General features: G+C 70.4%; 22 protein-coding genes, 1 pseudogene and 1 riboswitch. Of the genes and pseudogenes, 10 read left to right on the top strand and 13 right to left on the bottom strand.

The annotated features are described in order from the left end of the window. The first annotated feature begins 8 nt into the window (after positions 1-8). A complete protein-coding gene (locus KVT44_RS15530; protein WP_217567474.1) occupies positions 9-1,493 on the top strand; it encodes a PTS transporter subunit EIIC in 1,485 nt (494 codons plus the stop codon). Further along, a complete protein-coding gene (locus KVT44_RS15525) occupies positions 1,490-2,077 on the top strand; it encodes a hypothetical protein (protein ID WP_217567473.1) in 588 nt (195 codons plus the stop codon). Before KVT44_RS15530 ends, KVT44_RS15525 begins: the two co-directional genes overlap by 4 nt. Before the next feature lie 4 nt (positions 2,078-2,081). On the opposite strand, the gene KVT44_RS15520 is transcribed toward KVT44_RS15525, so the two are convergent. The 4 genes and pseudogenes from KVT44_RS15520 to KVT44_RS15505 all read right to left on the bottom strand — a co-directional run bounded on the left by KVT44_RS15520 (position 2,082) and on the right by KVT44_RS15505 (position 6,688). Further along, on the bottom strand, positions 2,082-3,440 hold the full coding sequence (locus KVT44_RS15520; protein ID WP_217567472.1) for a phosphoribosyltransferase family protein: 1,359 nt from the start codon (positions 3,438-3,440) through the stop codon (positions 2,082-2,084). 94 nt (positions 3,441-3,534) lie between these two features. Continuing rightward, positions 3,535-4,675 (bottom strand): annotated as a pseudogene (locus KVT44_RS15515) (CapA family protein). Positions 4,676-4,684: 9 nt separating this feature from the next. Next, positions 4,685-6,220 carry a subtype B tannase gene (locus KVT44_RS15510; protein ID WP_308314025.1) on the bottom strand — a complete coding sequence of 512 codons (1,536 nt, stop codon included), beginning with the start codon at positions 6,218-6,220 and terminating at the stop codon, positions 4,685-4,687. A 189-nt stretch (positions 6,221-6,409) separates the two neighbouring features. Then, positions 6,410-6,688 (bottom strand): hypothetical protein, encoded by a 279-nt coding sequence (locus KVT44_RS15505; RefSeq protein ID WP_217567578.1) that lies wholly within the window; start codon positions 6,686-6,688, stop codon positions 6,410-6,412. Positions 6,689-6,952: 264 nt separating this feature from the next. On the opposite strand from KVT44_RS15505, the gene KVT44_RS15500 reads away from it, so the two are divergent. Together KVT44_RS15500 and KVT44_RS15495 are read left to right on the top strand one after the other, a co-directional pair. Beyond that, the gene (locus KVT44_RS15500) at positions 6,953-7,834 is read left to right on the top strand and encodes a hypothetical protein (protein WP_254649431.1); all 882 of its coding nucleotides are present in this window, start codon (positions 6,953-6,955) and stop codon (positions 7,832-7,834) included. A gap of 59 nt (positions 7,835-7,893) precedes the next feature. Continuing rightward, positions 7,894-8,574 carry a Uma2 family endonuclease gene (locus tag KVT44_RS15495; protein ID WP_254649430.1) on the top strand — a complete coding sequence of 227 codons (681 nt, stop codon included), beginning with the start codon at positions 7,894-7,896 and terminating at the stop codon, positions 8,572-8,574. On the opposite strand, the gene KVT44_RS15490 is transcribed toward KVT44_RS15495, so the two are convergent. The 6 genes from KVT44_RS15490 to thrC form a co-directional block, all read right to left on the bottom strand. Then, positions 8,562-10,091: a carboxylesterase family protein gene (locus KVT44_RS15490; protein ID WP_308314024.1), complete on the bottom strand. Its 1,530-nt coding sequence runs from the start codon at positions 10,089-10,091 to the stop codon at positions 8,562-8,564. The genes KVT44_RS15495 and KVT44_RS15490 overlap by 13 nt on opposite strands. Positions 10,092-10,332: 241 nt before the next feature. Beyond that, positions 10,333-11,496 carry an NADH:flavin oxidoreductase gene (locus KVT44_RS15485; RefSeq protein ID WP_217567470.1) on the bottom strand — a complete coding sequence of 388 codons (1,164 nt, stop codon included), beginning with the start codon at positions 11,494-11,496 and terminating at the stop codon, positions 10,333-10,335. A 151-nt stretch (positions 11,497-11,647) separates the two neighbouring features. After that, entirely contained in the window at positions 11,648-13,270 is a 1,623-nt protein-coding gene (gene groL / locus KVT44_RS15480) for a chaperonin GroEL (protein WP_054235146.1), read from the bottom strand. A 344-nt stretch (positions 13,271-13,614) separates the two neighbouring features. Continuing rightward, positions 13,615-13,821 carry a cold-shock protein gene (locus KVT44_RS15475; protein WP_019057200.1) on the bottom strand — a complete coding sequence of 69 codons (207 nt, stop codon included), beginning with the start codon at positions 13,819-13,821 and terminating at the stop codon, positions 13,615-13,617. A 460-nt stretch (positions 13,822-14,281) separates the two neighbouring features. Beyond that, positions 14,282-14,557, bottom strand: coding sequence for a MoaD/ThiS family protein (locus KVT44_RS15470; RefSeq protein WP_030941262.1), 276 nt, complete (start codon positions 14,555-14,557; stop codon positions 14,282-14,284). A 121-nt stretch (positions 14,558-14,678) separates the two neighbouring features. After that, the gene (gene thrC / locus KVT44_RS15465; RefSeq protein WP_217567469.1) at positions 14,679-16,007 is read right to left on the bottom strand and encodes a threonine synthase; all 1,329 of its coding nucleotides are present in this window, start codon (positions 16,005-16,007) and stop codon (positions 14,679-14,681) included. Positions 16,008-16,024: 17 nt separating this feature from the next. Next, a riboswitch (SAM riboswitch) is annotated at positions 16,025-16,172 on the bottom strand. A gap of 179 nt (positions 16,173-16,351) precedes the next feature. On the opposite strand from thrC, the gene KVT44_RS15460 reads away from it, so the two are divergent. Both KVT44_RS15460 and KVT44_RS15455 read left to right on the top strand, forming a co-directional pair. Then, on the top strand, positions 16,352-17,296 hold the full coding sequence (locus KVT44_RS15460; RefSeq protein ID WP_099921975.1) for a glucosyl-3-phosphoglycerate synthase: 945 nt from the start codon (positions 16,352-16,354) through the stop codon (positions 17,294-17,296). Positions 17,297-17,409: 113 nt separating this feature from the next. Then, complete coding sequence (locus tag KVT44_RS15455) at positions 17,410-18,807, top strand: trehalose-6-phosphate synthase (protein ID WP_217567468.1); 1,398 nt, start codon at positions 17,410-17,412, stop codon at positions 18,805-18,807. 23 nt (positions 18,808-18,830) lie between these two features. Here KVT44_RS15455 and otsB read toward each other — a convergent pair whose 3' ends face one another. The 3 genes from otsB to KVT44_RS15440 form a co-directional block, all read right to left on the bottom strand. After that, on the bottom strand, positions 18,831-19,697 hold the full coding sequence (gene otsB, locus KVT44_RS15450; RefSeq protein WP_217567467.1) for a trehalose-phosphatase: 867 nt from the start codon (positions 19,695-19,697) through the stop codon (positions 18,831-18,833). 63 nt (positions 19,698-19,760) lie between these two features. Beyond that, positions 19,761-19,988, bottom strand: coding sequence for a DUF3263 domain-containing protein (locus tag KVT44_RS15445; protein WP_060901731.1), 228 nt, complete (start codon positions 19,986-19,988; stop codon positions 19,761-19,763). Positions 19,989-20,022: 34 nt separating this feature from the next. After that, positions 20,023-21,240, bottom strand: coding sequence for an extracellular solute-binding protein (locus tag KVT44_RS15440; protein ID WP_254649429.1), 1,218 nt, complete (start codon positions 21,238-21,240; stop codon positions 20,023-20,025). Positions 21,241-21,449: 209 nt separating this feature from the next. On the opposite strand from KVT44_RS15440, the gene KVT44_RS15435 reads away from it, so the two are divergent. From KVT44_RS15435 to KVT44_RS15420, 4 genes are all read left to right on the top strand, one after another. Continuing rightward, the gene (locus KVT44_RS15435) at positions 21,450-22,406 is read left to right on the top strand and encodes an ROK family protein (protein WP_217567465.1); all 957 of its coding nucleotides are present in this window, start codon (positions 21,450-21,452) and stop codon (positions 22,404-22,406) included. Beyond that, complete coding sequence (nagA, locus tag KVT44_RS15430) at positions 22,406-23,551, top strand: N-acetylglucosamine-6-phosphate deacetylase (protein ID WP_095853964.1); 1,146 nt, start codon at positions 22,406-22,408, stop codon at positions 23,549-23,551. The genes KVT44_RS15435 and nagA overlap by 1 nt, the downstream gene beginning before the upstream one ends. Before the next feature lie 147 nt (positions 23,552-23,698). Further along, the gene (locus KVT44_RS15425; RefSeq protein WP_217567464.1) at positions 23,699-24,616 is read left to right on the top strand and encodes a 1-phosphofructokinase family hexose kinase; all 918 of its coding nucleotides are present in this window, start codon (positions 23,699-23,701) and stop codon (positions 24,614-24,616) included. Positions 24,617-24,764: 148 nt separating this feature from the next. Further along, on the top strand, positions 24,765-25,112 hold the full coding sequence (locus KVT44_RS15420) for a peptidase inhibitor family I36 protein (protein WP_190170831.1): 348 nt from the start codon (positions 24,765-24,767) through the stop codon (positions 25,110-25,112). Positions 25,113-25,200: the final 88 nt, after the last annotated feature.

The following is a 25,200-nucleotide window of genomic DNA, read 5'->3' as shown; positions in this document are numbered from 1 at the left end:
CTCGTGGAGTGCGCACAACGAACGACCTCACCCCCCATGCCGCCACGGCCGCCGCGATCCTCCCCCTGGTCGGCGGCGCCGCGAACGTCACCTCCGTCGCCCACTGCATGACCCGCCTGCGCCTGGGCCTGCGGGACCGGACGCTCGTACGCGAGGACGCTCTCAGGTCCCTGCCCGCCGTACTGGGGGTGGTCGCGGACGACGACAGCTACCAGATCGTCCTGGGGCCGGGCACGGTCGCGCGGGTGACCCCCGAGTTCGAGGCGCTCGTCACCGGCACGGCCGACGCGCCGGTCACCGGCACGGCCGACGCGCTGGCCGCACGCGGCGCCGAGTGGAAGGCGGCCCGGCAACAGCGCAACGCGACCCCCCTCAAACTCCTCCTCCGCCGGATCGCGAACATCTTCGTCCCCCTGATCCCCGCCCTGATCGGCTGCGGAGTCATCGCGGGCCTGGGCGGCCTGCTGGTCAATCTGGGGTGGCTCCCCTCCCTCACCCCGGCCCTCGCCGCGATCGCCTCCGGCTTCATGGCCCTGATCGCCGTGTTCGTCGGCCACAACACGGCGAAGGAGTTCGGCGGCACCCCGGTCCTGGGCGGGGCGGTGGCGGCGATCGTCGTGTACGCGGGGGTCGCGAAGGTGACGGCCTTCGGCATGACCCTGGCGCCGGGCCAGGGCGGGGTACTCGGCGCACTGGCCGCCGCGCTCCTGGGAACGTACGTGGAGAAGTGGTGCCGCCGCTGGGTCCCCGAAGCCCTCGACGTCCTCGTCACCCCCACCCTCACCGTCCTGCTCACCGGCCTGGTGACGCTCTACGCCCTGATGTACACGGCCGGCGAGCTGTCGACGGCCATCGGGACGGGCGCGAACTGGCTCCTCGACCACACGGGCGTCTTCGCGGGCCTGGTCATGGGCGGCCTGTTCCTCCCTCTGGTGATGCTGGGCCTGCACCAGGCCCTGATCCCGCTGCACACCACCCTCATCCAGCAGCAGGGCTACACGGTCCTGCTCCCCGTCCTGGCGATGGCGGGCGCCGGGCAGGTCGGCGCGGCACTCGCGGTCTACGTCCGCCTCCACCACGACCGGTCCCTCCGTACGACGATCAGATCGGCGCTGCCCGCGGGCCTCCTGGGCGTCGGCGAACCCCTGATCTACGGCGTCTCGCTCCCCCTCGGCCGCCCCTTCGTCACCGCCTGCGCGGGCGGGGCGGCGGGCGGCGCCTTCGTCGGCTTCTTCTCGATGCTCGGCGACAAGATCGGCTCCACGGCGATCGGCCCCTCGGGCTGGGCGCTGTTCCCCCTGCTCAAGGGCACGGGCGGACTGGCCCTGACGGCGGCGATCTACGCGGGCGGGCTGCTGACGGGGTACGTGGTGGGGTTCGCGGCGACGTACTTCTTCGGCCTCGGGAAGACGGTCGGGGGCACTGTCAGTGGTGTGTGCGATTCTTCGAAGGAGGGGCAGGACACCGACCCGGGAGGGAATCCACCACCGTGAACCACGCACAGCTGACCGCCCTCGGCCGCGCCCTGCGCGTGCTCGGCGAGCACGGCGACGCGCTGAGCGCCGACACGCCCGACGCGAAGCTGCACGAGGTGAAGGCCGACCTGAAGCGGGCGCTGGACCTGCTGGAGGAGACGGTGACGACGGCGGTGCCCACGACGCGCTGCGCCGAGCACCCCAATGGCCCGGTGGACGAGGGCGCCGTCGACCTCTGCCTGCTCTGCGAGACACGGCGGCGCACCGCCCGCCGCACCGAGGTCAACGACGCCTTCCCGCAGGGCCGCCCCAGCGGCGCCGACGACGCGCCCGAGCGCACGATGTCCCGGTACGGCGTGCGGGCCGACCGCCCCCAGCCCCAGCAGCGCTGGCTGCCGGAGGTGTGGACCGGCCAGGCGTGGCAGCTGTGCGGCACCCCGCGCCGCGACCGCGTCGAGGCGGAGCGGTATCTCTCCGCGGAGCGCCGCACCCCGCGCCCCGGCATGGCCTACCGCCTGGTCCACGAGTTCACGGACTACGAGGTGCTGCGCATCTGGGGCACACCGGTGAAGGTGGACATCGAGCCGATGGGCAACCTGTAGCCGGTCACCTGCGGGCTCCCGCGCGCGGGACGGCGGAGGCGAGATGCCTGCTGAACCAGTCCGTGGCCAGCTCGGTGACCGATTCCAGGGTGCCGGGTTCCTCGAAGAGATGGGTGGCACCGGGGACGACGGCCAGCTGATGCTCACAGCTCAGGCGCGCCGCGGCCTGCCGGTTGAGGTCCAGTACGACGTGGTCACGGCCCCCGACGACGAGCAGCGTCGGAGCCTTCACCTCCGGCAGCCTGGCGCCGGCCAGATCAGGCCTGCCCCCGCGGGAGACGACTGCCGCGACGTCCGCCGCGGGCTCCGCCGCGGCCCACAGCGCGGCGGCGGCGCCTGTGCTGGCACCGAAGTAGCCGAACTCCATGCCTTCGGTGCCGGGCTGCTCACGCAGCCATGCGGTCGCCTGGATCAGGCGGTGGGCGAGCAGCTCCGTGTCGAACACGTTGTCCCGATTCACCGCCTCAGCCTCGGTGAGCAGATCGAACAGAAGGGTGCCGAGACCGGCGCGGTTCAGCCCGGTGGCGACGAAGCGGTTGCGTGGACTCTTCCTGCTGCTGCCGCTGCCGTGGGCGAAGAGGACGATCCCGGGGGCGCCGCGGGGCAGCGTCAACCGCCCGTCGAGCGCGGCGCCCGTGGCCGGTATCCGGACCTCCCCGTCATAGGGCGGGGGAGCGTGCTCCGGGGAGGCGCCGCCCGCGGCCGGCGAGGCGTCGGACGTGGCGTGCGCCGCGCGGTTGTGCTCCAGGCAGGCGATGACCTCCTCGTCGCTCGTCTGCCCGAAGTCCGTGTAGAACTGGCCGATCGCGTAGAACAACCGGGGGGTGTGCAGGCAGACGCCTTCGTCCGCCGCGCCTCCGAGGCGGGCCGACCAGTCGTGCGGCGCCACGGGAACCGCCAGCACGATCCGCGACGCGCCGCGGGCGCGCGCGATCCGGCAGGCAGCGAGTGCCGTGGAGCCGGTCGCCAGCCCGTCGTCCACCACCAGGACCGTCCGGCCCTCGTACCGGGCCGGCTGCCGCTCGCCCCGGTAGTGGCGGGCCCGCTGCTGCAGGACGCCGCGCTCGTGTTCCTCCACCGCCGCCAGGGCACGGTCCGTCACACCCGTCCCCCGCAGCACCTCTTCGTTGATGACGCGGACGCCTTCCTCGCCGATGGCGCCCATGGCCAGCTCCGGCTGGAAGGGCACCCCCAGCTTGCGCACGAGGCAGACGTCGAGCGGAGCGCCGAGGGCCTCGGCGACCTGCGCGGCGACCGGGACGCCGCCGCGGGGAAGTCCCACGACCACGAGGTCCTGGCCCTTGAGGTGGTGCAGCCGGGCGGCGAGCTGCCGGCCCGCGTCGGTTCGATCAGCGAAGTACATGGTCGCCTCCCGGGTGAGGTGAGGTCCCCGAGTCCCGAGTGAAGTCCGCTCCGCACTGCAGGGCGGAAAAATCATTTCCGGGCGGACAAGTCCATTATGGAGCGCTGCCACTCGCGGCTCCCAGAGCCGGCCGGACGGTGAGGGTGCCGTCCGGGTCGAGTTCGACGCGTGAACCGTAGGCCCGGCTGATCCGGCCCAGAACGTCCCGCACCCACCGCGAGTCCTCGACCGTCGCCCGCTCCAGCCGCATCCGCCGGGACCGCATCGGGACGACGCGCACGTCGTGGAACCTGCCGTCGACCGGGTCCACGGTGACGAAGTACAGCAACCGGAGATCGTCCCGGTACTCCTCGTAGCCGCCGATGCCCTCGTAGTCGTTGATCAGGTCGCCGCAGCCGTGGGTGATGAGCTTTCCCCGGTACGACTCCAACGGCCGCGGATGGTGCGAGGAGTGCCCGTGCACGACGTCCGCGCCGCCGTCGACGAGCGCATGGCCGAAAGCGGACCTGGTCACGCGGGACGAGGTAGCCCCAGTTGGAGCCCCAGTGGACCGAGACGACCACGATGTCGCCCGGCCGCTTGGCCGGACGCAGCCGGGTCGCGATCCCGGCCGCGGCGGCGTCCGACGGCTCGGCGACGAAGTCGACCCCGCTGCGCTGTGCCGTGGCGGCCCAGCCGCGGGGTATGCCACTGGAGGCCACCCCCACGGAGAAGACCAGGACGCGCCGGCCGCCCGTGACGGGGACGATCGCGGGACGCCGGGCCTCGTCGGCGTCCCGCCCCGCTCCCGGCGCGCGAAGACCGGCGTCCGCCAGGGCGCCGAGGGTCTCCTCCAGCCCGCGGCGGCCGTAGTCCAGCACATGGTTGTTGGCCAGGGCACAGGCGTGCGGACCGGCGGCGGCGAGGGCGGGCAGGTTGGCCGGGTGCATCCGGTAGTGGACCTCTTTGCCGGGCGCGGCCTCGTCGTTGCGCGTGACGGCGGTCTCCAGGTTGAGGATCCTGGCGTCGGGGGCCACCGCGGCGAGCACGTCCAGCGCGTCGCCCCAGGGCCAGGTGAAGCCGGCCGGGCGGGGAATCAGGCCGTTCGCCGCCTCGGCCAGCTCCACATAGGCGCGGGCGTCCTTGATGTACGACTCCCGCAGCTTCGGATCGCCGGGGTGCGGAAGAATCTGGTCGACTCCCCGGCCGAGCATCACATCACCGGCCAGGAACAGCGTGACGAGGCCACCGCCCATACCTCCAGGCTAGGACCTGTAGCCCGACACCGTCGCGATCCACTTGACGAAGTCGCCCGGGTCGTTGTCCGCGCCGTGGCCGGCGTCCCAGTAGTACGAGGTGTCGACGTCGTCGCCGAGGTTCTTCAGGCGGGCGGCGAGGTTGCTCGCGACGGTGAGCGCGGTGTCACTGTCCTTGGTGCCGAGGCGGATCCACCAGTGCTTCGACCGGTTCTCGTTGACCTTGTCCACGAGGTGGTACATCGGGTTCATCAGATGGAGCTTCGCGGGGATGTCACTGTCGAGGCGCGCACTGGCACCCTCTTCGTGGCGGAGGCTGTAGAGGGTGAAGTGCCGGTTGGCGGTGGTCCCCGTGCCGAACTCGTTGTTCTCACCGGCGGACAGGTCGAAGGCGTCGAACGCCGGGGTGTCCTTCTTGCGGGCGCCCACGTGGGTGAGGAAGTCGGCCCAGGAGAAGGCCGCCCTGCCGCCGGACCACGTGATGAACGGGTTCGCGGCCAGATAGGTCGCGCGGTCCGCGTCCGACAGCGCCGCGAGGTACTTGGTGGCCGACGGCTCCAGGTGGGTCCTGACCAGGTACTCGTCGAGGTTGCGCGCCGTAAGGGTGCCGAAGCCCTTCGCCGTCAGCCTCAGGGAGGCGAGATAGTCGCCGTACGCGCTGCTCAGCGCCTTGGAGACGGTCTGGTCGACGACCGAGCCACTGCTCAGCAGGTTGGCGCCCCAGTTCCACTCGTACGCCATGTCGGCGTGTTCGAGGTCGGTGATCGGGCACCAGGCACCGGTGGCGAAGATGGCGTCGCTCGCGTCGGCCGCGCCCAGCTCCTCCAGATAGGAGTCGTAGACCGGACTGTCGCCGGACGCGCCGAGCAGCGAGGACAGCGCGCCGCCTGCGCTGACTCCCGCGGAGACGATCCGGTCCACGTTGCCCGGGACGCGCCCCTTGTTGAACTTCACGTACCGCACCGCGGCCTTGAGGTCGACGATGGCGGCGGGCGCGGTGCCGTAGTACGTCCCGCTGGAGTCGACCAGCGACCGCCCGCGTGCGCCCGGCTCCACGACGACGTACCCGGCGGCGAGCGCCAGCTGCTGGCGGCTCGCGGCGGAGACGGCAGCGGGAGCGGGCCCGCCCGGGCCGCCGGGGCCCATGGCTCCGCCGATTCCGGTGGCGTTCGCGACGGACGACGGCATGTAGCCGCCGACCTGGTTGGCGAAGAGGATGGGAGCGCCGGACGCGTCCACGACGCTCCCGTCGATCTTCACCGGAACGCTGACGTTGAGGGACTGGTAGGTGGCGTCCACCGGGTCGGCCACGTACGAGGCCACTTTGTAGAAGTGGTAGACGACCTCGTGGGCGGTGCCGGTGGTGTCCGTGATGCTGGTGGTCAACTCCGTGTAGCTGCTCGGATCGAAGACCAGGGAGGAGTCCGTGGACGCCGCGGACGCCGCCGCGGACGTTCGGCTCGCCGCCCGCGCACCGGAGGCGAACCCGACCGCCGGCACCGCGGCACCCACGGTGAGCCCCATGACCACTGCCCTGCGCTTCACTGACTTCACTATCGTCTCCTGTCTTCGCGGCTCGTTCGAGCAACGAGGCCCCAGGACAACAGCCGTTCCTTAAGCCTTCCTTTGCGTCTCCAGTGACGGCACCGGGATCCGGCCACCGCCCTGACCAGCCACAACCACGGGCGTCTTGCCTCGCCGACCAGCAAACCGAACCAATCGCCCACAAAATTGTCAGCAATTTTGGCGCGATCTCGCACGCTCGGACTCCCGGTTGGCCTCCCTGACCCGCGCCCGCAGCGCCTCCTCCGGCGCACACGCACGCAACACGTCCGCCAGCCGCACCGCGGTACGCACGTTGCACCGCCCGAGTGCGACCAGCGCGAACGGCTCCTCGCTCGCACCGGTCACCGGATCGACCCGCAGCGAGGGCAGGACGATGCCGACGCCTTCCAGGGCCGCCTGGAGTTGTGCCAGCTCTCGGACACGGTCCGCGCCCTCGCCTCCCGCCACGGCATCCCGCTGACCGAGGCCCGGCACGACTGAGTCCGTGGCACCCAACTCCAGGCCCGAAGCTCAAGTGCCGAACTCCGAGCACTCCTGAAAGGAACGGGTGGTGGGCCCCAACCCACCCTCCCACCCTGGCGAGTTGACTTGAAGCGACCAACTTGCCACGCACAGTCACCAGGCCTTGGCGTGCCCGAATAACGAACAACCCCCGCCCGGTGCGGTAACACCTGCGGGGGTTTAACCACGAGACGATCGAGACATCGCCCCATGGCTGAAGCCAACTTTAGTGCTGCCCCCCGCCCTGCGCACGCCCTCCCCCACCCGATGGCCAACCCGGGTTACGGAAAACGCAGCGCCCCGGACCAACGCCCACGCACCAACCACGACTTCGTGCACCTCCCGCCCCGCGAGGCAGCGATCGCCGCGTACGTCGACCGGCTCCCCGACGGCGCCGACATCTCCGTAAAGACGCTGGCCAAGGAGCTCCCGTACGGCCAATGCGCCCTGCGCACCGCTCTCAACAACCTCACTCGGGCGGGCCACTTGCGCCGGGGCCGCGAACATCTGACCGAGTCGGGCGGCTCCCGCTGGGTCACCCGATCGTGGTTCACCCGAACGGCACGCGACGACGGCTGGTGGGCGACGTTCACACGCGGCGACGTACCGCAGGAGCCCCCGGACCGGTCGTCCGCCCCCAACCGCTCCCGCGCCCACATCCTGCTGGCGGCACTGGGCCGCACGACCCCGGCCCTGTCCCTCTCCGCCCGGGACTGCGCCGACCTCGCGCCCCTGCTCACGGAGTGGTTCGCGAGGGGCGCCACCGACGAGCACGTACTCCGGGCCCTGACTGCGGGCCTCCCCGTCCCCGTCCACAGCCCGGCCGCCCTCGTCCGCACCCGCCTGACCGCCAAGCTCCCACCGGAACCCGTACGAGAGACGCCACCACCACGCCCGCCCCTCCGCATCCTGGAGTGCGCGAAGTGCCGGGTTCCGGGCCGCCCGGAGGCCCTGCCCGGCGGCGTCTGCGGGCCGTGCCGGGGCGACACCGCCCCACGTCCCACCGGCCCCCTGACATCCACCGCAGTCCACGCCCACGCCGCCGCGGCCCGCGCGGCGATGGCCGACCGACGAGAAAGGGCACGCGCATGACCGCTCCAACGGTCCGGAAGCACACAGCCGGGGCACGATGGGAGGAAGGAGGCAACACCATGACCCCTGACACCGCCGAACGCCCGCAGATGTCTGCCGAGGACTTCGAAGAACTAGTCCGCAGGGCTCCAAGGGAGCTGCGGAACAGGCTGGAATTCCTCGGGGGAAGGCTGTGCGTCAGGCACGGACCTCTCGACATCGACGAGTTCGAGGAACTCGCCGCTGCAGCCCCCGAGACCGTTCGGCTGGAGTACATCAAAGGAAAACTAGAGGTCAAGGCAATGCCGGACGGCAACCACCGCGAGATCTTCGTCTGGCTGCAGGAGCAGTGCATGCAGTATCGCCCTGACCTTCGCCTGTATCCCGAGTCCGGCATCAAGGCGGAGGCCTACCGCAACGGCCGCGCCCGCACGGATGGGGCCGTCGCGCAGCGGGGCCACTTCAGGGGCCACGGCGAGTGGTCCGACTCCGAAGGCATCCTCATGGCCGTAGAAATCACCTCTCACGACCGGGACACCGACCGCCGAGACCGGGTGGACAAGCCGGCCGGCTATGCGGCGGCCGGCATCCCGATCTACCTCCTCGTCGACCGTGACAACAACACCGTCGTGGTGTTCAGCGAACCCAAGGACGGCCGATACCAGCAGTCCCCCTCCTACCGTTGGGGATCTGTCGTGGAGCTTCCCGCCCCCGTCGGTATCACCCTCAACACCGAGGAACTCAAGGACTACGCCGACTGACCGAACAACGGCAGCGCCCCGAAGTCATGGTGCTCCCAGAGGCGGCGCGAGGTCTCGTGCGGGTACGGGGTGACCGCGGAGTCCGTGTCGAAGACCTGGGTCGGCCGCCGCTCGGTGTCGTACGCGGGCCAGCCCGGGTCTCCGGTCGTGGCGAACGCCGTCCAGGCCGCGCGGAAGCGGGACGACAGGGCCTCGGCCTCCGGGGACGACCCGACCCCGGCGAACAGCATCAGGCCGAGGTCGGCGGCGAAGGTTCCGAACAGCAGCGGTACGTCGAGGCCGTGGCAGGCACCCAGCGCGCCTCCGTAGGCGGGCGCGGGCCAGGCCAGCTCGTAGACGTGCGCGCGGCCACCGCCCGCGATCTGCGCCTCGGCCAGGCGCAACGAGGGCATACGGAACACCGCGTCGGAGTGCACCCACTCGTAGAGCTCCTCGGGAGAGGCGTCAGGGAAAGCGGCGCGGTAGGCCCGCTCGCCGTCAGCCCCGGAGCCTGACCCCGACCCCGGTCCCACTCCCACTCCCGGTCCCGGTCCGAAGGTGCGCAGTGCCGCCGTCGCCTGCTCGTCCGTGATCGTCCCGAGTTGGCCGCCCAGCGCGGCGAACAGCCGGTACTCGTTCCGTGTGTGCCCGACGATCAGTTCCACGTCCCGTGCCGAGCCGGCCGCCAGCGCCTGCCAGGGGGCGGTCGGCAGTACCTCTCCGTCGACGACGGGCGAGAAGGCGGTCAGCGTGTGGGCGACCATGCCCCATCTGTCCTCGAACTCCCGCATCTTGGGCCCCAACGCCTCGCCCACGGCGGTCAGTCGGCGGGGATCCACCGAGGACAGGTCGGCGGCCGTCGGGCGCAGGCCAGCCTCGGCGGCGATGGCGGCGGCGATGTCGCGGGCGAGGTCGTCGGAGAAGAAGGGGCCGGGCACGCTCTGCGCGATCGCCCGGCCGAACAGCCCGGCCGCGCCGGGCATGGCCAGCAGTGAGGCGACGGACCCGGCGCCCGCGGACTCGCCGAAGACGGTGACCCGGCCGGGGTCGCCGCCGAAGGCCGCGATGTTCTCCCGTACCCATTCCAGGGCCGCGACCTGGTCGAGCAGCCCCCGGTTGGCGGGGGCTCCGTCGATCCGGGCGAAACCCTCCACGCCGAGGCGGTAGTTGAGGGTGACGACGATCAGGTCGCCGTCACGGGCGATGCGGCGGGCGTCGTATCCGGGGCTGCCGGAGTGGCCGAGCTTGTAGGCGCCGCCGTAGATCCAGACCATCACCGGACGGCGGGCGGCCGGGTCCGGGTCGGGCGTCCAGACGTTCACGGTCAGCCAGTCGTCGCCCATGGGGGCGTCGATCACCCCGGTACGGCCCTGGAATCCCGACTCCTGCGGGGGCGGCGGCCCGAAGGCGAAGGCGTCGCGGGTGCCGTCCCAGGCGGTCACCGGACGCGGGGCGGCGAACCGCGCGTCCCCCACCGGCGGTTCGGCGAACGGAATACCCCGGAAGACCACCAGCCCGTCCTCCCGGCGACCACGCACCGCACCGGCGTGGGTACGCACCACGCTCGCTCCTGCTGACGTCACGACGGCTCCCTGGGTACGGGTGGAACGGAACGGGTCCTTGAGGGAACAGCGTGCTACGAAACAACCAGGCGATCACCCCCCGGGGATGGGGAGGGTGATCGCCTGGATGCGATTTCGGACAGGTCGGGTCACGTCCGGTCCGATCCGGTCGGGCCGGGTCCGGACGGGGTCAGGTCCCGTCCGGTCGGCCCGAGGTTCAGCTGAGCGTGCTCAGCGCCTTCGGGTCGTACGACCCCAGCTCCTCGAGCCGTCCGTCCAGTACCTTCGCCGCCCACTCCGGGTCCTGGAGGAGGGCACGGCCCACGGCGACGAGGTCGAACTCGTCGCGCTCCAGGCGGTCGAGGAGGTTGTCGAGGGAGGCCACCTTGGAGCTCTCGCCCATGAAGGCCTTGATGAAGTCGCCGTCGAGGCCGACCGAGCCGACGGTGATGGTGGGCTTGCCCGTGAGCTTCTTGGTCCAGCCCGCGAGGTTCAGGTCGGAGCCGTCGAACTCGGGGAGCCAGTAGCGGCGGGTGGAGGCGTGGAAGGCGTCGACGCCGGCGGCGGCGAGCGGGGTCAGGATGGCCTCCAGCTCCTCCGGGGTCTCGGCGAGCCGGGCGTCGTAGTTGTCCGACTTCCACTGCGAGTAGCGGAAGAGGACGGGGAAGTCGGCCGAGACCGAGTCACGGACCGCGGCGACGATCTCCGCCGCGAACTTCGTACGGGCGACGGGGTCACCGCCGTAGGCGTCCGTACGCCGGTTGGTGCCCGCCCACAGGAACTGGTCGAGCAGATAGCCGTGCGCGCCGTGCAGTTCGACGCCGTCGAAGCCGATCCGCTCGGCGGTGGCGGCGGCCTCGGCGAACGCGGCGATGACCTCGTCCAGGTCGGTCTGGGTCATGGCCTTGCCGGTGCCCTCGGTGCCGTCGAGACGGATGCCGGAGGGGCCGACCGCGGGGGCGTCGGCGTACGGCGGCCGTCCCGCCTTGCGCACCATGCCGATGTGCCACAGCTGCGGAACGATCGTGCCGCCCGCCGCGTGCACCGCGTCGGCGACCTTCGTCCAGCCCGCGAGCTGCTCCGCGCCGTGGAAGCGCGGGACGCGGTCGCTCTCGCCCGCCGAGTCGTGGCCGACGTACGTGCCCTCGGTGACGATGAGGCCCACGCCCGCGGCGGCGCGGCGGGCGTAGTACCCGGCCACGTCCTCACCGGGGACGCCGCCCGGGGAGAACTGCCGGGTCATCGGTGCCATCGCGATCCGGTTCGGGACGGTCAGGCCGTTCAGCGAGACAGGGCGGGACAGGATCTCGGCCGCGCGGGAGGCGGGGGCAGTCGTAGACACGTGTGGGGGCTCCTCGGGTACCGGATGGTATGTGCGCATGCATCGATGGTGCGTCAACCACAACTCTCCGGCCGTTCATGTCATTCCGGCCGCCCGGCACGTCGCCCTGTGACCCCGGACACGCCCGAGGGCGGTACCCCCTGTTTCCAGGGAGTACCGCCCTCGGCAGGAAAACCGATCCTCGGAAGGATCAGAAGTCCATGTCACCGCCCGGCATGCCGCCCGGAGCGGCCGCGGAGGCCTTCTCCGGCTTGTCGGCGATGACGGCCTCGGTGGTCAGGAACAGCGCGGCGATGGAGGCGGCGTTCTGCAGGGCAGAGCGCGTCACCTTCGCCGGGTCGATGATGCCTTCGGCGATCATGTCGACGTACTCACCGGTCGCGGCGTTCAGGCCGTGGCCGACGGGCAGGTTGCGCACCTTCTCGACGATGACGCCACCCTCGAGACCACCGTTGACGGCGATCTGCTTGAGCGGGGCCTCCAGGGCGAGCCGCACGGCGTTGGCGCCGGTCGCCTCGTCACCCGAGAGCTCGAGCTTCTCGAAGACCGAGGAGGCCTGGATGAGGGCCACGCCACCACCGGCGACGATGCCCTCCTCGACGGCCGCCTTCGCGTTGCGAACGGCGTCCTCGATGCGGTGCTTGCGCTCCTTGAGCTCGACCTCGGTGGCGGCACCGGCCTTGATGACGGCCACGCCGCCGGCCAGCTTCGCCAGGCGCTCCTGGAGCTTCTCGCGGTCGTAGTCCGAGTCGGAGTTCTCGATCTCGGCACGGATCTGGTTGACCCGGCCCTGGACCTGGTCGGCGGAGCCGGAGCCGTCCACGATCGTGGTCTCGTCCTTGGTGATGACGACCTTGCGGGCACGGCCCAGCAGGTCCAGACCCGCGTTCTCCAGCTTGAGGCCGACCTCCTCGGAGATGACCTCGCCGCCCGTGAGGATGGCGATGTCGCCGAGCATGGCCTTGCGGCGGTCACCGAAGCCCGGAGCCTTGACGGCGACGGACTTGAAGGTGCCACGGATCTTGTTGACGACCAGGGTCGACAGGGCCTCGCCCTCGACGTCCTCGGCGATGATCAGCAGCGGCTTGCCGGACTGCATGACCTTCTCGAGGAGCGGCAGCAGGTCCTTGACGTTGCTGATCTTCGAGTTGGCGATCAGGATGTACGGGTCGTCGAGGACGGCCTCCATACGCTCCATGTCGGTGGCGAAGTACGCCGAGATGTAGCCCTTGTCGAAGCGCATACCCTCGGTGAGCTCAAGCTCCAGACCGAAGGTCTGGGACTCCTCGACGGTGATGACGCCTTCCTTGCCGACCTTGTCCATCGCCTCGGCGATGAGCTCGCCGATCTGGGTGTCGGCGGCGGAGATGGAGGCCGTGGAGGCGATCTGCTCCTTGGTCTCGACATCCTTGGCCTGCTCAAGGAGGGCACCGGAGACGGCCTCGACGGCCTTCTCGATACCGCGCTTGAGAGCCATCGGGTTGGCGCCGGCGGCTACGTTGCGCAGGCCCTCGCGGACGAGAGCCTGGGCGAGAACGGTCGCCGTGGTCGTACCGTCACCGGCGACGTCGTCCGTCTTCTTGGCGACTTCCTTGACCAGCTCGGCGCCGATCTTCTCGTACGGGTCCTCGAGCTCGATCTCCTTGGCGATGGAAACACCATCGTTGGTGATCGTGGGGGCGCCCCACTTCTTCTCGAGGACGACGTTGCGGCCCTTGGGGCCAAGGGTGACCTTGACGGCGTCGGCGAGCTGGTTCATCCCGCGCTCGAGACCGCGCCGTGCCTCCTCGTCGAACGCGATGATCTTGGCCATGTGAAGTGGTCCTCCCGGACTGGGGTGGATTGCTCCGGACCGCGCTGGCGCCCGCGACGGACGGCCTGCCTGCCCCGTGGTTCCTTGCACCACCTGGCCTGCGGGCCTCACCGACCCGGTCCTTCGTTATCACTCTCACCTTCAGAGTGCTAACGCCAATGATTAGCACTCGCCCCTGCCGAGTGCAAGCGCCTTCCCTTGATCCGCAGGTGAGAAGGGGCGCGCAACCCGCGCGTCGCGCCGGTGCGCGAGCGGGCCCACGACAGTGCGCGGGCAGACCGAAGGGCTCGTACCCCATGGGATACGAGCCCTTCGTCACGTCGAACAGTCAGTCGGCGCGTGCTTCAGCTGGTCGCGAGCCGGACCATGTCCGCCTGCGGCCCTTTCTGGCCCTGCGAGATCTCGAAATCGACCCGCTGACCCTCTTCCAGGGTGCGGTAGCCGTCCATCTGAATCGCGCTGTAGTGGACGAAAACATCCGCACCACCGTCGACCGCGATGAAGCCGTACCCCTTCTCCGCGTTGAACCACTTGACGGTGCCCTGAGCCATGCCTAACTCCCCTATTACTGGCCCTTGCACAGGACCGCACTTCGCGGACCCGGGTCAGACCTCACCCCCCAACGGTTGGGGGTGTGCGCCGGAACGCGTCGACCGCGGCTGAATGTATCTGTCCAACTGCCGTCTGCAACAGGTCAATCGGACGAGAATTCCGGGCACGACCGATCGGGAATATAGGGAGAATTTGCGAAGATTCAGGGCAAGTCGGGCCCCATAAAAGCCATATAAGGCTCAAAAGCGCGGGACACTTTGGCTACTTCTTGCCGGACTTCGGGCGCGAACTCATATGCGCCCGGCATGCAAAGTGGAGCGGGTTCCCCAACTGTACCGCGCTCAACCATGCAGAATTGCCCCCTCCGCTTCTCTCGCGGAGGGGGCAATTCGATGAACTCTCGGTAATTGGCATTACCAAGGGTAACTATCTCACCCTGGGTAACGGCTCGCGGGGCGGTCAGCCACCGGCGACGGCGGGGATGATCGAGACGCCCGCGCCGTCCGGCGTCGCCGTCTCCAGACCCTGCTCGAAGCGGACGTCGTCGTCGTTCACGTAGACGTTGACGAACCGGCGCAGCTTGCCCTGGTCGTCCAGGACGCGCGCGGCGATACCCGTGTGGTTCTTCTCCAGATCCGCGATGACCTCGCCGAGGGTCCCACCCTCGGCCGTCACCTCGGCCTGACCACCGGTGTAGGTGCGCAGGATGGTGGGGATGCGGACGTTGACGCTCATGCGGTGACCTCCCGGTCGGATTTTGGCGTACGGATGGGGAGCGCCCCGTCAGGGGCGCGGGGAACTGCGCGACCAGCCCCCACCAGCCCGCAGCCGAAAGACAGCCCTTCCAACGAAGCGCTTACGCAAGCCCAGCTTCCCGGAAGGAGTCCAGGCTCGGACGAATGGTCGCCGTCAGACCCGTGCCGGCCACCGCATCCAGGGTCTTGAGCCCGTCCCCGGTGTTCAGGACCACGGTCGTCAGACTCGGGTCGAGCAGCCCGTTCTCGATCAGCTTCTTGGTGACACCCACGGTCACCCCACCCGCCGTCTCCGCAAAGATCCCCTCCGTACGCGCGAGCAACTTGATCGCATCGACGACCTGCTCGTCGTTCACATCCTCCACGGCCCCACCCGTGCGCCGCGCGATGTCCAGCACGTACGGCCCGTCGGCCGGGTTGCCGATGGCGAGCGACTTGGCGATGGTGTTCGGCTTCTGGGGCCGTACGACGTCGTGGCCGGCCTTGTAGGCGACGGACACCGGCGAGCAGCCCTCGGCCTGGGCACCGAAGATCTTGTACGGCTTGTCCTCGACCAGTCCGAGCTTGATCAGCTCCTGAAGACCCTTGTCGATCTTCGTGAGCTGGGAGCCGGAGGCGATGGGGATCACCAGCTGGTCGGGGAGCTTCCACCCCAGCTGCTCGCAGATCTCGTACGCGAGGGTCTTGGAGCCCTCCGCGTAGTACGGCCGCAGGTTGACGTTGACGAAGCCCCAGCCCTCGCCGGCCGGGTCGCCGATCAGCTCGGAGCAGAAGCGGTTCACGTCGTCGTAGTTGCCCTCGATGCCGACGAGCTCGCCGCCGTAGATCGCGGCCATGACGACCTTGCCCTGCTCCAGGTCGTGCGGGATGAACACGCAGGAGCGGAAGCCGGCGCGGGCGGCGGCGGCGCCCACGGCGCCGGCGAGGTTGCCGGTGGAGGAGCAGGAAAGGGTCGTGAAGTCGAACGCGCGGGCGGCCTCGATGGCCTGGGCGACGACGCGGTCCTTGAAGGAGTGCGTCGGGTTGCCGGAGTCGTCCTTGACGAAGAGCTTGCCGGCCTCGACGCCCAGCTCGCGGGCGAGATTGTCGGCCTTGACCAGCTTGGTCCAGCCGGGGTTGATGTTCGGCTTGTCGGCGACGTCGGCCGGGACGGGGAGCAGCGGCGCGTAGCGCCAGATGTTCGCGGGGCCCGCTTCGATACGTGCCCGGAGCTCTTCGGTTTCGTAGGCCGAGAAGTCGTACGCGATCTCCAGCGGGCCGAAACACTCCTCGCAGGCGAAGACCGGGCCGAGCGGCACGCGGTGCCCGCACTCGCGGCAGGAAAGCGCGGCGGCGGGTCCGAGATCCACACCGACTACGGTGGTGGTGTCGCCCGCGACAGGGTTCGTGGTGCTTGCAACAGTCGAACTTGCAACAGTCTGCGCAGCCATGGAGGCGAGGCCCTTTCTCCTCATCTTCCTCACGACGCACTTCGCCGTGAGACGGATTTGGCACCTTCCCTAGCCGGGAGCCTCGCCACATCAATGTGACAGGAACCAGCTGGAGGGTTGCCGGGGCTTCATCGGGCCGTATCCCTCTGCCCCTCTGGATGAGCGGTATTCGGTTGTGTCGTGCGGGTGGTGCGGTGGTCCGCAAATGATCTACGACATGCGATGGTCATCCGCGTTGTTCAAGACTGTAACCGAAGGCCAGGACAGTTGAGATAGTCGTCCGAACCGCGAGATGGATCACACCGTGAGACACCGGGTGATCAGACAGTGAGGAGCCGCAGACTGTGCTGAAGGAAACTGAGCGCTGGCTGAGCAATCGCTCCTGGTCCGTGACCGATCGCCCGCTCCACAGACTCATGTCCGCCAAACGGGCCACGGGCTCCTCGGTGAGCGTCGTCCTGCCTGCGCTGAACGAGGAGGAGACGGTCGGCGAGATCGTCGCCATCATCCGCCACGACCTGATGCAGCAGGTGCCCCTCGTCGACGAGATCGTCGTCGTCGACTCGGGCTCGACCGACCGCACCTCGCAGGTGGCCGCCGCGGCGGGCGCGCGCGTGGTGCACCGGGACGAGATCCTGCCGCGCATCCCGACCGTGCCCGGCAAGGGCGAGGTGCTGTGGCGTTCCCTCCTCGTGACGAGCGGGGACATCGTCTGTTTCATCGACGCGGACCTGAAGGAGTTCTCCTCGGACTTCGTCTCCGGGATCGTGGGGCCGCTGCTCACCGAGCCCGGTGTGGACCTCGTCAAGGCGATGTACGACCGTCCGCTCGGCGGTGCGGCGGGGCAGGGCGGCCGGGTCACCGAACTCATGGCCCGCCCCCTCCTCAACATGCACTGGCCGCAGCTGGCCGGCTTCGTGCAGCCGCTCGGCGGGGAGTACGCGGCCCGCCGCTCGCTGCTCGAACAGCTCCCCTTCCCCGTCGGGTACGGGATCGAGCTGGGCATGCTGATCGACGCCCTGCACCTGGTGGGCCTGGACGCGCTCGCCCAGGTCGACGTGGGCGTGCGCAAGCACCGCCACCAGGACGGGCAGGCGCTGGGCAGGATGTCCGCCGCGATCTACCGCACGGCCCAGCTCCGGCTGGCCCGCGGCCACCTGATCCGCCCGGCCCTCACCCAGTTCGAACGGGGCGGGGACGGTTTCGAGCCGCGCACGTACTCGGTGGACACGGAGGAACGTCCGCCGATGGTCGAAATCTCCGAATACCAGAAACGCAGGGCCGCGTAAGGCGCCCCTGCAAGGGGCGCGGGGAACTGCGCGAGCAACCCCCACCGGCCCGCAGACGGCATACGGCTGAAGGGAACGTTTGAGCGTTTCCGCACCGGGCTAGATTTCGAGGCATGGCTTCCCCCGCTTCAACGCAAGGCGCCCACAACATCCTCGTCGCCTCCAACCGCGGCCCGGTCACCTACGAGGTCCAAGAGGACGGCTCGCTGCGCGCCAAGCGCGGCGGCGGCGGGCTGGTCTCGGGCCTCTCCGCGATCGGGCCGGACGCGGGGGCCCTGTGGGTGTGCTCGGCGCTCGGCGACGGCGACCGCGAGGCGGTCCGGCGCGGGATCGCCGAGGACGGCGTACGGATGCTGGACATCGACGCCGACGTGCACGCGGACGCCTACAACGGCATCGCGAACTCCGTGCTGTGGTTCGTCCACCACATGCTGTACCAGACCCCGCTGGAGCCGGTCTTCGACGCGGAGTTCCGGCGCCAGTGGGCGTCGTACGAGGCGTACAACCGCGCGTTCGCCGAAGCGCTGGCCGCGGAGGCGGCGCGGGGCGCGGTGGTGATCGTCCAGGACTACCACCTGACCCTCGTCCCCGGGATGCTCCGCGAGCTCCGCCCCGACCTGCGGATCGGCCACTTCTCGCACACCCCCTGGGCGCCGGTCGACTACTTCCGGATGCTGCCCGACGACATCGCCGAACAGGTGCTGCGCGGCATGCTCGGCGCGGACCGGCTCGGCTTCCTCACCCAGCGCTGGGCGGACGCGTTCACCGCCTGCTGCGACGCGCTCGTCGGCGGGCTCGGCGACACCCGGATCGGCGTGCACGGGCTCGGCGCGGACGCGGACTTCCTGCGCAGGCGCTCGCACGAGGCGGACGTCGCCGACCGGATGGCCGCGCTGCGCGAGCAGATCGGCGAGGGCCGCAAAACGATCGTACGGGTCGACCGGACCGAGCTGTCGAAGAACATCGTGCGGGGCCTGCTGGCGTACCGGCAGCTGCTGGAGGACCACCCGGAGTGGCGCGAGCGCGTCGTCCACGTGGCCTTCGCCTACCCCTCCCGCCAGGACCTGGCCGTCTACCGCGACTACACGGCCGAGGTCCAGCGGGTGGCGACCGAGATCAACTCCCAGTACGGGACACCGGGTTGGACCCCGGTCGTCCTCCACGTCAAGGACGACTTCGCCCGCTCCCTGGCCGCGTACCGGCTCGCCGACGTCGCCCTCGTCAACCCCATCCGCGACGGCATGAACCTCGTCGCCAAGGAGGTGCCGGTCGTCTCCGACGAGGGGTGCGTGCTGGTGCTCTCCCGGGAGGCGGGGGCGTACGAGGAGCTGGGCGAGGACGCGGTGGTGGTGAACCCGTACGACGTGGTCGGCACCGCGCGGGCGCTGGACGCGGCGCTGACCATGCCGGTGGGGGAACGGGCGGAACGTACGAAGCGGTTGGCTGCCGCCGGGACCGCGTTGCCTCCGGCGCAGTGGTTTCTTGAGCAGTTGCGGGAGTTGGAGGGGTAAGGGGTATCGGTCGGGTGCGGGCGCTAGTGCGCCGCCAATGCCTTCAGCAGGCGTACGACTCCCGCTGGGCCGTCGACGACGAGGTCGGCTCGTTCGGCCAGTTCGGTGACTTCCGCGCTGCCGCTGCACACCAGCAGGCCCGGGACGCCGTCCGAGCGGAGTTTGTCGACGGCGGCGAAGGCGGGGAGGTCGCCCAGGTCGTCGCCGGCGTACATGACGGCTTCGGCGTGGACCTCGCGGACGTACTCCAGGAGGGCGACGCCCTTGTCCATGCCCGGAGGACGGAGTTCGAGGACCATCCGACCGGGTTCGACGATCAGGCCGTGGCGGGTGGCGAGGTCGGTGAGGGGTTCGCGCAGTGCCTCGAACGCGGCCTGGGGGTCCTCCGCGCGGCGGGTGTGGACCGCGACCGCGCGGCCCTTCTCCTCGATCCAGGTGCCGTGCCAGGCGCCGATCCCGTCGAGGACCCCGGGCAGCTCGGCGCGGACGGCGGCGACGCCGGGGTGCGGGGCGGGGGCGTTGACGGTGCCGGTGCGGGCGTCCCAGCGTTCGGCGCCGTAGTGGCCGAGGACGACGAGGTGGTCGAGGCCCGGGACGCCCGCGAAGCCGCCGTGGCGGACCGCCACGCCGGCCGGGCGGCCGGTGACGACGGCGACGGAGGCGACCTTCGGGGCGAGGGCCGCGAGGGCGGGGACCGCGTCGGGGTGAGCGCGGGCCTGCTCCGGGTCGGCGACGATGGGGGCGAGTGTTCCGTCGAAGTCGAGCGCGATGACGGCCCGGTCGGGCCGGGTGAGGATGGCGTCGAGGCCGTCGCGTCCGGCGGGGGTCACGGGTGTCGGCAAGGGGTCCGTGACGTCCGGGGATTCCGGGTTTTCCGAGTGGCTGCCCATGCCCCGACCCTATCCGCGCACCCCCGGGCGCACCCACGGCTCACCGAGTCACACCAGGCGGTGTCAGCGTTCCGCGCGGCGGGTGTCCCGGATGCGGCGGAGGCGGTTCACCGTGATCGGGTCGTGGGCGAGGGCGCGGGGGTCGTCGAGGAGGGCGTTGAGGAGTTGGTAGTAGCGGACGGGGGCGAGGCCGAGTCGCTCGCGTATCGCTCGTTCCTTCGCGCCGGGCCCCGCGAAGGAACGGCGCTCCATGGCGAGGATCCCCCGCTCCCTCCCGCTCAGTTCGTCCATGACCGCACCGTAGCGCCCACCACCGACAGCGGAGCTACCCCGCGGAGTCCATCGTGGTCGCACTCTGCTGGAGCGAGCCGAGGATCCCGGCCGGGCTGCCGTCCGAGGAGACCGCCTTGCCGATCTGCTTCTTGATGTCGGCGCTGACGGCGGCCCAGGACGTCTTGCCGACCGGATAGAGCTGGGAGGAGGGGAGCTCGTCCAGGAACGGGGTGAGGTCCGCGTCGTCGCTGTCCGCCGCCATCGCCTCGGACGCGGACGTCGTGACCGGCAGCAGGTCGTACTCGTGCGAGAAGGCGAGCACGTTCTTCTCGCTGTAGACGTAGTCGAGGAACGTACCGATCTGTTCCCGGTGGCCGTTCTTCTTGAAGGCCATCATCCAGTCGGCGACACCCATCGTGGCCCGGCTCTTCCCGCTGACGCCGGGCATCGGCACCATTCCGAACTTCACGCCCTTGTCGGCGGCCATCTTCATCAGCGTGGGGTGCCCGTTGAGCATCCCGACCTCGCCGCGCGCGAACGCCGCGAAGGCGTCCGCACGATTGAGCTTCGCGGGCGCGACCGGTCCGGTCAGCCCCTTGCCGACCAGGTCGTCCTTGAGCCAGGTGAGGGTGGCGACGTTCTGGGCGGAGTCGAGGCTGTAGGTGCCGACGTCGTCGGTGTAGCCGTCGCCGCCGCTCAGCAGCCACTGCATGGTCTCGGCCTGCGCCTCCTCGGGACCAAGGGGCAGCGCGTACGGGATCTTCACTCCCCGGGCCTTCAGCGCCTGCGCGTCGGCGGCCAGCTCGCTCCAGGTCGTCGGCGCGCTGAGACCCGCGGCGGAGAACAGCTTCTTGTTGTAGAAGAGCAGCCGGGTGGAGGCCGCGAACGGCATGCCGTACTGCACCCGGTTCATCTTCCCCGCATCGGTGAGCTGCGCGACGAAGTCGGCCTGGACGGGTATGGAGAGCACCTCTTCGGCCTTGTACAGCTCGCCCTTGTCGGCGTAGTCGGCGTACGCGCCGATCTGTGCCATGTCAGGGGCGTCGCCCCGCGCCACCATCTCCTTGACCTTGCGGTCGACGTCCGTCCACGGGTAGACGGTGACCTCGACCTTGGTCCCGGGGTGGTCGGCCTCGTACGCCTTGACGAGCTCGTCCCAGTACTTCTGGGAGCTGTTGGCCTCGGAGTCCCCGTAGTCGGCGGCCACGAGCCTGAGGGTCACGTCCCCGGAACCGGCCGAGCCGCCGCAGCCCGCGAGGGTCGCCGTCATGCCCAGTGCGGACGCCGCCGCGATCAGTACTGTCCTACGTCCTGTCCTACGCCGCTGCACCGCACTTCTCCCAACCCCCGGCCGCCCCTGTCCAGAGGCCGTCCGTCTTTGCTTCTGCGTCCGTTGCATCCGTCTCGGAATGCGGATACAAGGTCTACACCACGCGAGTGGACTAGACCTCTCCTGGGGTAAGGGGCGACACTGTCCCCGTGAGACATGTCATCGCCCTCGATGTGGGCGGCACCGGGATGAAGGCCGCCCTGGTCGGGTCGGAGGGCGAGCTCCTCCACCAGGCCCGTCGCGCCACGGGCCGCCAGCGCGGTCCGGACGCCGTGGTCGCCGCGATCCTCGACTTCGCGGCCGAGCTGCGCGCGTACGGCGAGCACCACCTCGGCGAGTCCGCGGCGGCCGCCGGAGTCGCCGTCCCCGGCATCGTCGACGCCGGCCAGGGCGTGGCGGTGTACTCGGCCAACCTGGGCTGGCGCGACGTCCCGATGCGCCGGCTGCTCGGCGACCGGCTGGGCGGGGTGCCGGTGGCGCTCGGACACGACGTGCGCACCGGCGGGCTCGCGGAGGGCCGGATCGGCGCGGGGCAGGGGGCCGACCGTTTCCTGTTCGTCCCCCTCGGCACCGGCATCGCGGGCGCGATCGGCATCGACGGCGGCGTCGAGGCGGGCGCGCACGGTTTCGCGGGCGAGATCGGCCATGTCGTCGTACGCCCCGGCGGGACCCCGTGTCCGTGCGGGCAGCACGGCTGTCTGGAGCGGTACGCGTCCGCCGCCGCCGTCAGCCAGGCCTGGGCCGAGGCCTGCGGGGACCCGGCGGCGGACGCCGCCGACTGCGCGAAGGCCGTCGAGTCCGGGGACGCTCGGGCGCGGGAGGTCTGGCAGGACGCCATCGACGCGCTCGCCGACGGGCTCGTCACCGCGCTCACCCTGCTGGATCCGCGCACGCTGATCATCGGTGGCGGTCTCGCCGAGGCGGGGGAAACCTTGTTCACACCGCTACGGGCCGCCGTCGAGCGGCGCGTCACCTTCCAGAAACTGCCGTCCCTCGTCCCCGCGGCCCTCGGGGACACCGCCGGCTGCCTGGGCGCGGGCCTGCTGGCCTGGGACCTGCTGAATCAGCCGACCACTTCCCGACCGACTTCGGAGGTAACCACCTGATGGCCCCTAGAACGGTTCTCGCCGGTGCCAGGGTGGTACTGCCCACCGGAGTCGTCGACGACGGTCGTGTGATCGTCGACGGCACACGCATCGCCGGCAGCGCGCCCTCGTCGGCGCGGACACTGGACCTGTCGGGCCACTGGCTCGTCCCCGGCTTCGTGGACCTCCACAACCACGGCGGCGGCGGTGCCTCCTTCACCTCCGGGACCGTCGAGGAGGTCCTCCAGGGCGTCCACACCCACCGGCTGCACGGCACCACCACCCTCGTCGCCTCGACCGTGACCGGCGATATGGACGGCCTCGCCCAGCGCGCCGGGCTGCTCTCCGAGCTGGCCGAGCAGGGCGACATCGCGGGCATCCACTTCGAGGGCCCGTTCATCTCGCCGTGCCGCAAGGGCGCGCACTCCGAGGAACTGCTGCGCGACCCGGACCCGGCCGAGGTCCGCAAGCTGATCGACGCGGCGCGCGGCCGGGCCAGCATGGTCACCCTCGCCACCGAGCTGCCCGGCGGCATCGACTCCGTACGCCTGCTGGCGGAGCACGGGGTAATCGCGGCGATCGGGCACACGGACGCGACGTACGAGCAGACGGTGGAGGCCATCGACGCAGGCGCGACCGTCGCCACGCACCTGTTCAACGCCATGCCCGCGCTCGGACACCGCACGCCCGGCCCGATCGCCGCCCTCCTCGAGGACGAGCGGATCACCGTCGAACTGATCAACGACGGCACCCACCTCCACCCCGCCGCGCTCCAGCTGGCGTTCCATCACGCGGGCGCGGACCGGGTGGCGTTCATCACGGACGCCATGGACGCGGCGGGCTTCGGCGACGGCCGCTACCGGCTCGGCCCGCTGGAGGTCGAGGTCAGCGAGGGGGTCGCCCGGCTGGTGGAGGGCGGCTCGATCGCGGGCTCCACGCTCACCCTCGACCGCGCCTTCCAGCGGGCGGTGACCGTCGACCGGCTGCCGGTCGAGGACATCGTCGCGGCCCTGTCCGCCAACCCGGCCCGCCTGCTCGGCCTGTACGACAGGGTGGGCTCGCTGGAACCGGGCAAGGACGCCGACCTGGTGGTCCTGGACGCGGAGTTCGCCCTCAAGGGCGTGATGCGCCGGGGCGAATGGGTGGTTGACCCACAACTGGGGTGATTCGCCCTCCGGTTGGACCGCGATGTGACGTACGGCGGTCGTCCCGGGACTGGGCCGACCGCCGTTGTCTTTGGCATGATCGAGCCTCCGGATTCTCCGGAACTCGAAACTGTCGGTCAGCGCATTCATCGGGGGAGGTCGGTCCAGGTGATCCTCACGGTCACGCTGAACACCGCTCTCGACATCACCTATCGCGTACGGTCCCTGCGCCCGCACACCTCGCACCGGGTGACCGAGGTGACCGAACGCCCCGGCGGCAAGGGCCTGAACGTGGCCCGGGTGCTCGCCGCCCTCGGCCACGAGGTGACGGTCACGGGCTTCGCGGGCGGCGTGACGGGCCGCGCCCTGCGGGACCAACTCGCGGACACACCCGGGGTGGTGGACGCGCTGATCCCTGTCGCGGGCTCAACCCGCCGCACCATAGCCGTGGTCGACACGACGACGGGTGACTCGACTCAACTCAACGAACCAGGACCGGAGATCACCCCTGCCGAGTGGGCGGCCTTCCAGGAGGCCTACGAGGTGCTGCTGCGCTCCGCATCGGCGGTGGCCCTGTGCGGCAGCCTGCCGCCGGGGGTGCCGGTGGGCGCGTACGCGGGGCTGATAAAGGCGGCCCGCTCGGCGGGTGTCCCTGTACTCCTCGACACCAGCGGGGAGCCGCTGCGGCGGGGTGTGGCCGCCCGGCCCGACCTGGTCAAGCCGAACGCCTACGAACTGGCCGAACTCACCGGTTCCCACGACCCGTCACGCGCGACCCAGGACGCCCGCCGACGCGGGGCGAGAGCGATCGTCGCCTCACTGGGCCCGCAGGGCCTGCTGGCGCTCACCCCGGAGGGCCGCTGGCACGCGACCCCGCCCGCCCGGGAACACGGCAACCCGACCGGCGCGGGCGACTCCGCGGTCGCCGGCCTGCTCTCCGGCCTGGTCGAACAACTCCCCTGGCCGGACCGACTGACCCGCGCGGTGGCCCTGTCGGCGGCGACGGTCCAGGCCCCGGCGGCGGGCGAGTTCGACCGCGCGGCCTACGAGAAACTCCTGGCGCGAGTGTCAGTGACGGCGGCGTGACAGCTTTGGAACCCTTGCCGGATATGCCCGCCTGACAAGTTGGCCGAGAAACGCCCTTCCCCCTCACGTCTGCCGGATGATCGGATGATCATTCGTTCGCCACATCGACCAATGGCGAAAGAAAAGAATCAGAATCGGGGAACCTTATATGAGCATGCTCAAGAAAAGCCTGACAACGGTGGCTGTGGCCGGCGCATTGCTGGGCGGCACCTTTGCCACACCGGCCGCGGCGGCCGATCCCAACACCTGCCCGAAGGGCAAGTTCTGCGGATGGTCGGGGACGAACAGGACCGGGACCAGGACGGTCTACTCCGAATCGCCCGGCTGTATCCCTCTCGACCACATCGCCCGGTCCGTCTCGAACCAGACTTCTTACACTCTGGTTTTCTGGAAGGCCACCCTCGGCTGCGCCACCGGCACCAAGCTGGTCACTCTGAAGCCGGGCACCTACTCGGACAACCCCGGCAGCGCCAACTCGGTTGAGATTTTCGGCTGAGTGCGCCAAGAGCGCTTAACCTGAAGTTCACCATGTTCGACAGCCGCCGGAAATCAACACCTCCGGCGGCTGTCGCGCTTGACGGACC

Origin of the sequence: Streptomyces sp. GbtcB7 (genome assembly GCF_019091445.1) — a bacterium.
GTDB classification, from domain to species: Bacteria; Actinomycetota; Actinomycetes; order Streptomycetales; family Streptomycetaceae; genus Streptomyces; species Streptomyces mirabilis.
The sequence above is the reverse complement of the archived record's forward strand: the minus strand, read 5'-3'. Positions and strand labels throughout refer to the sequence as shown.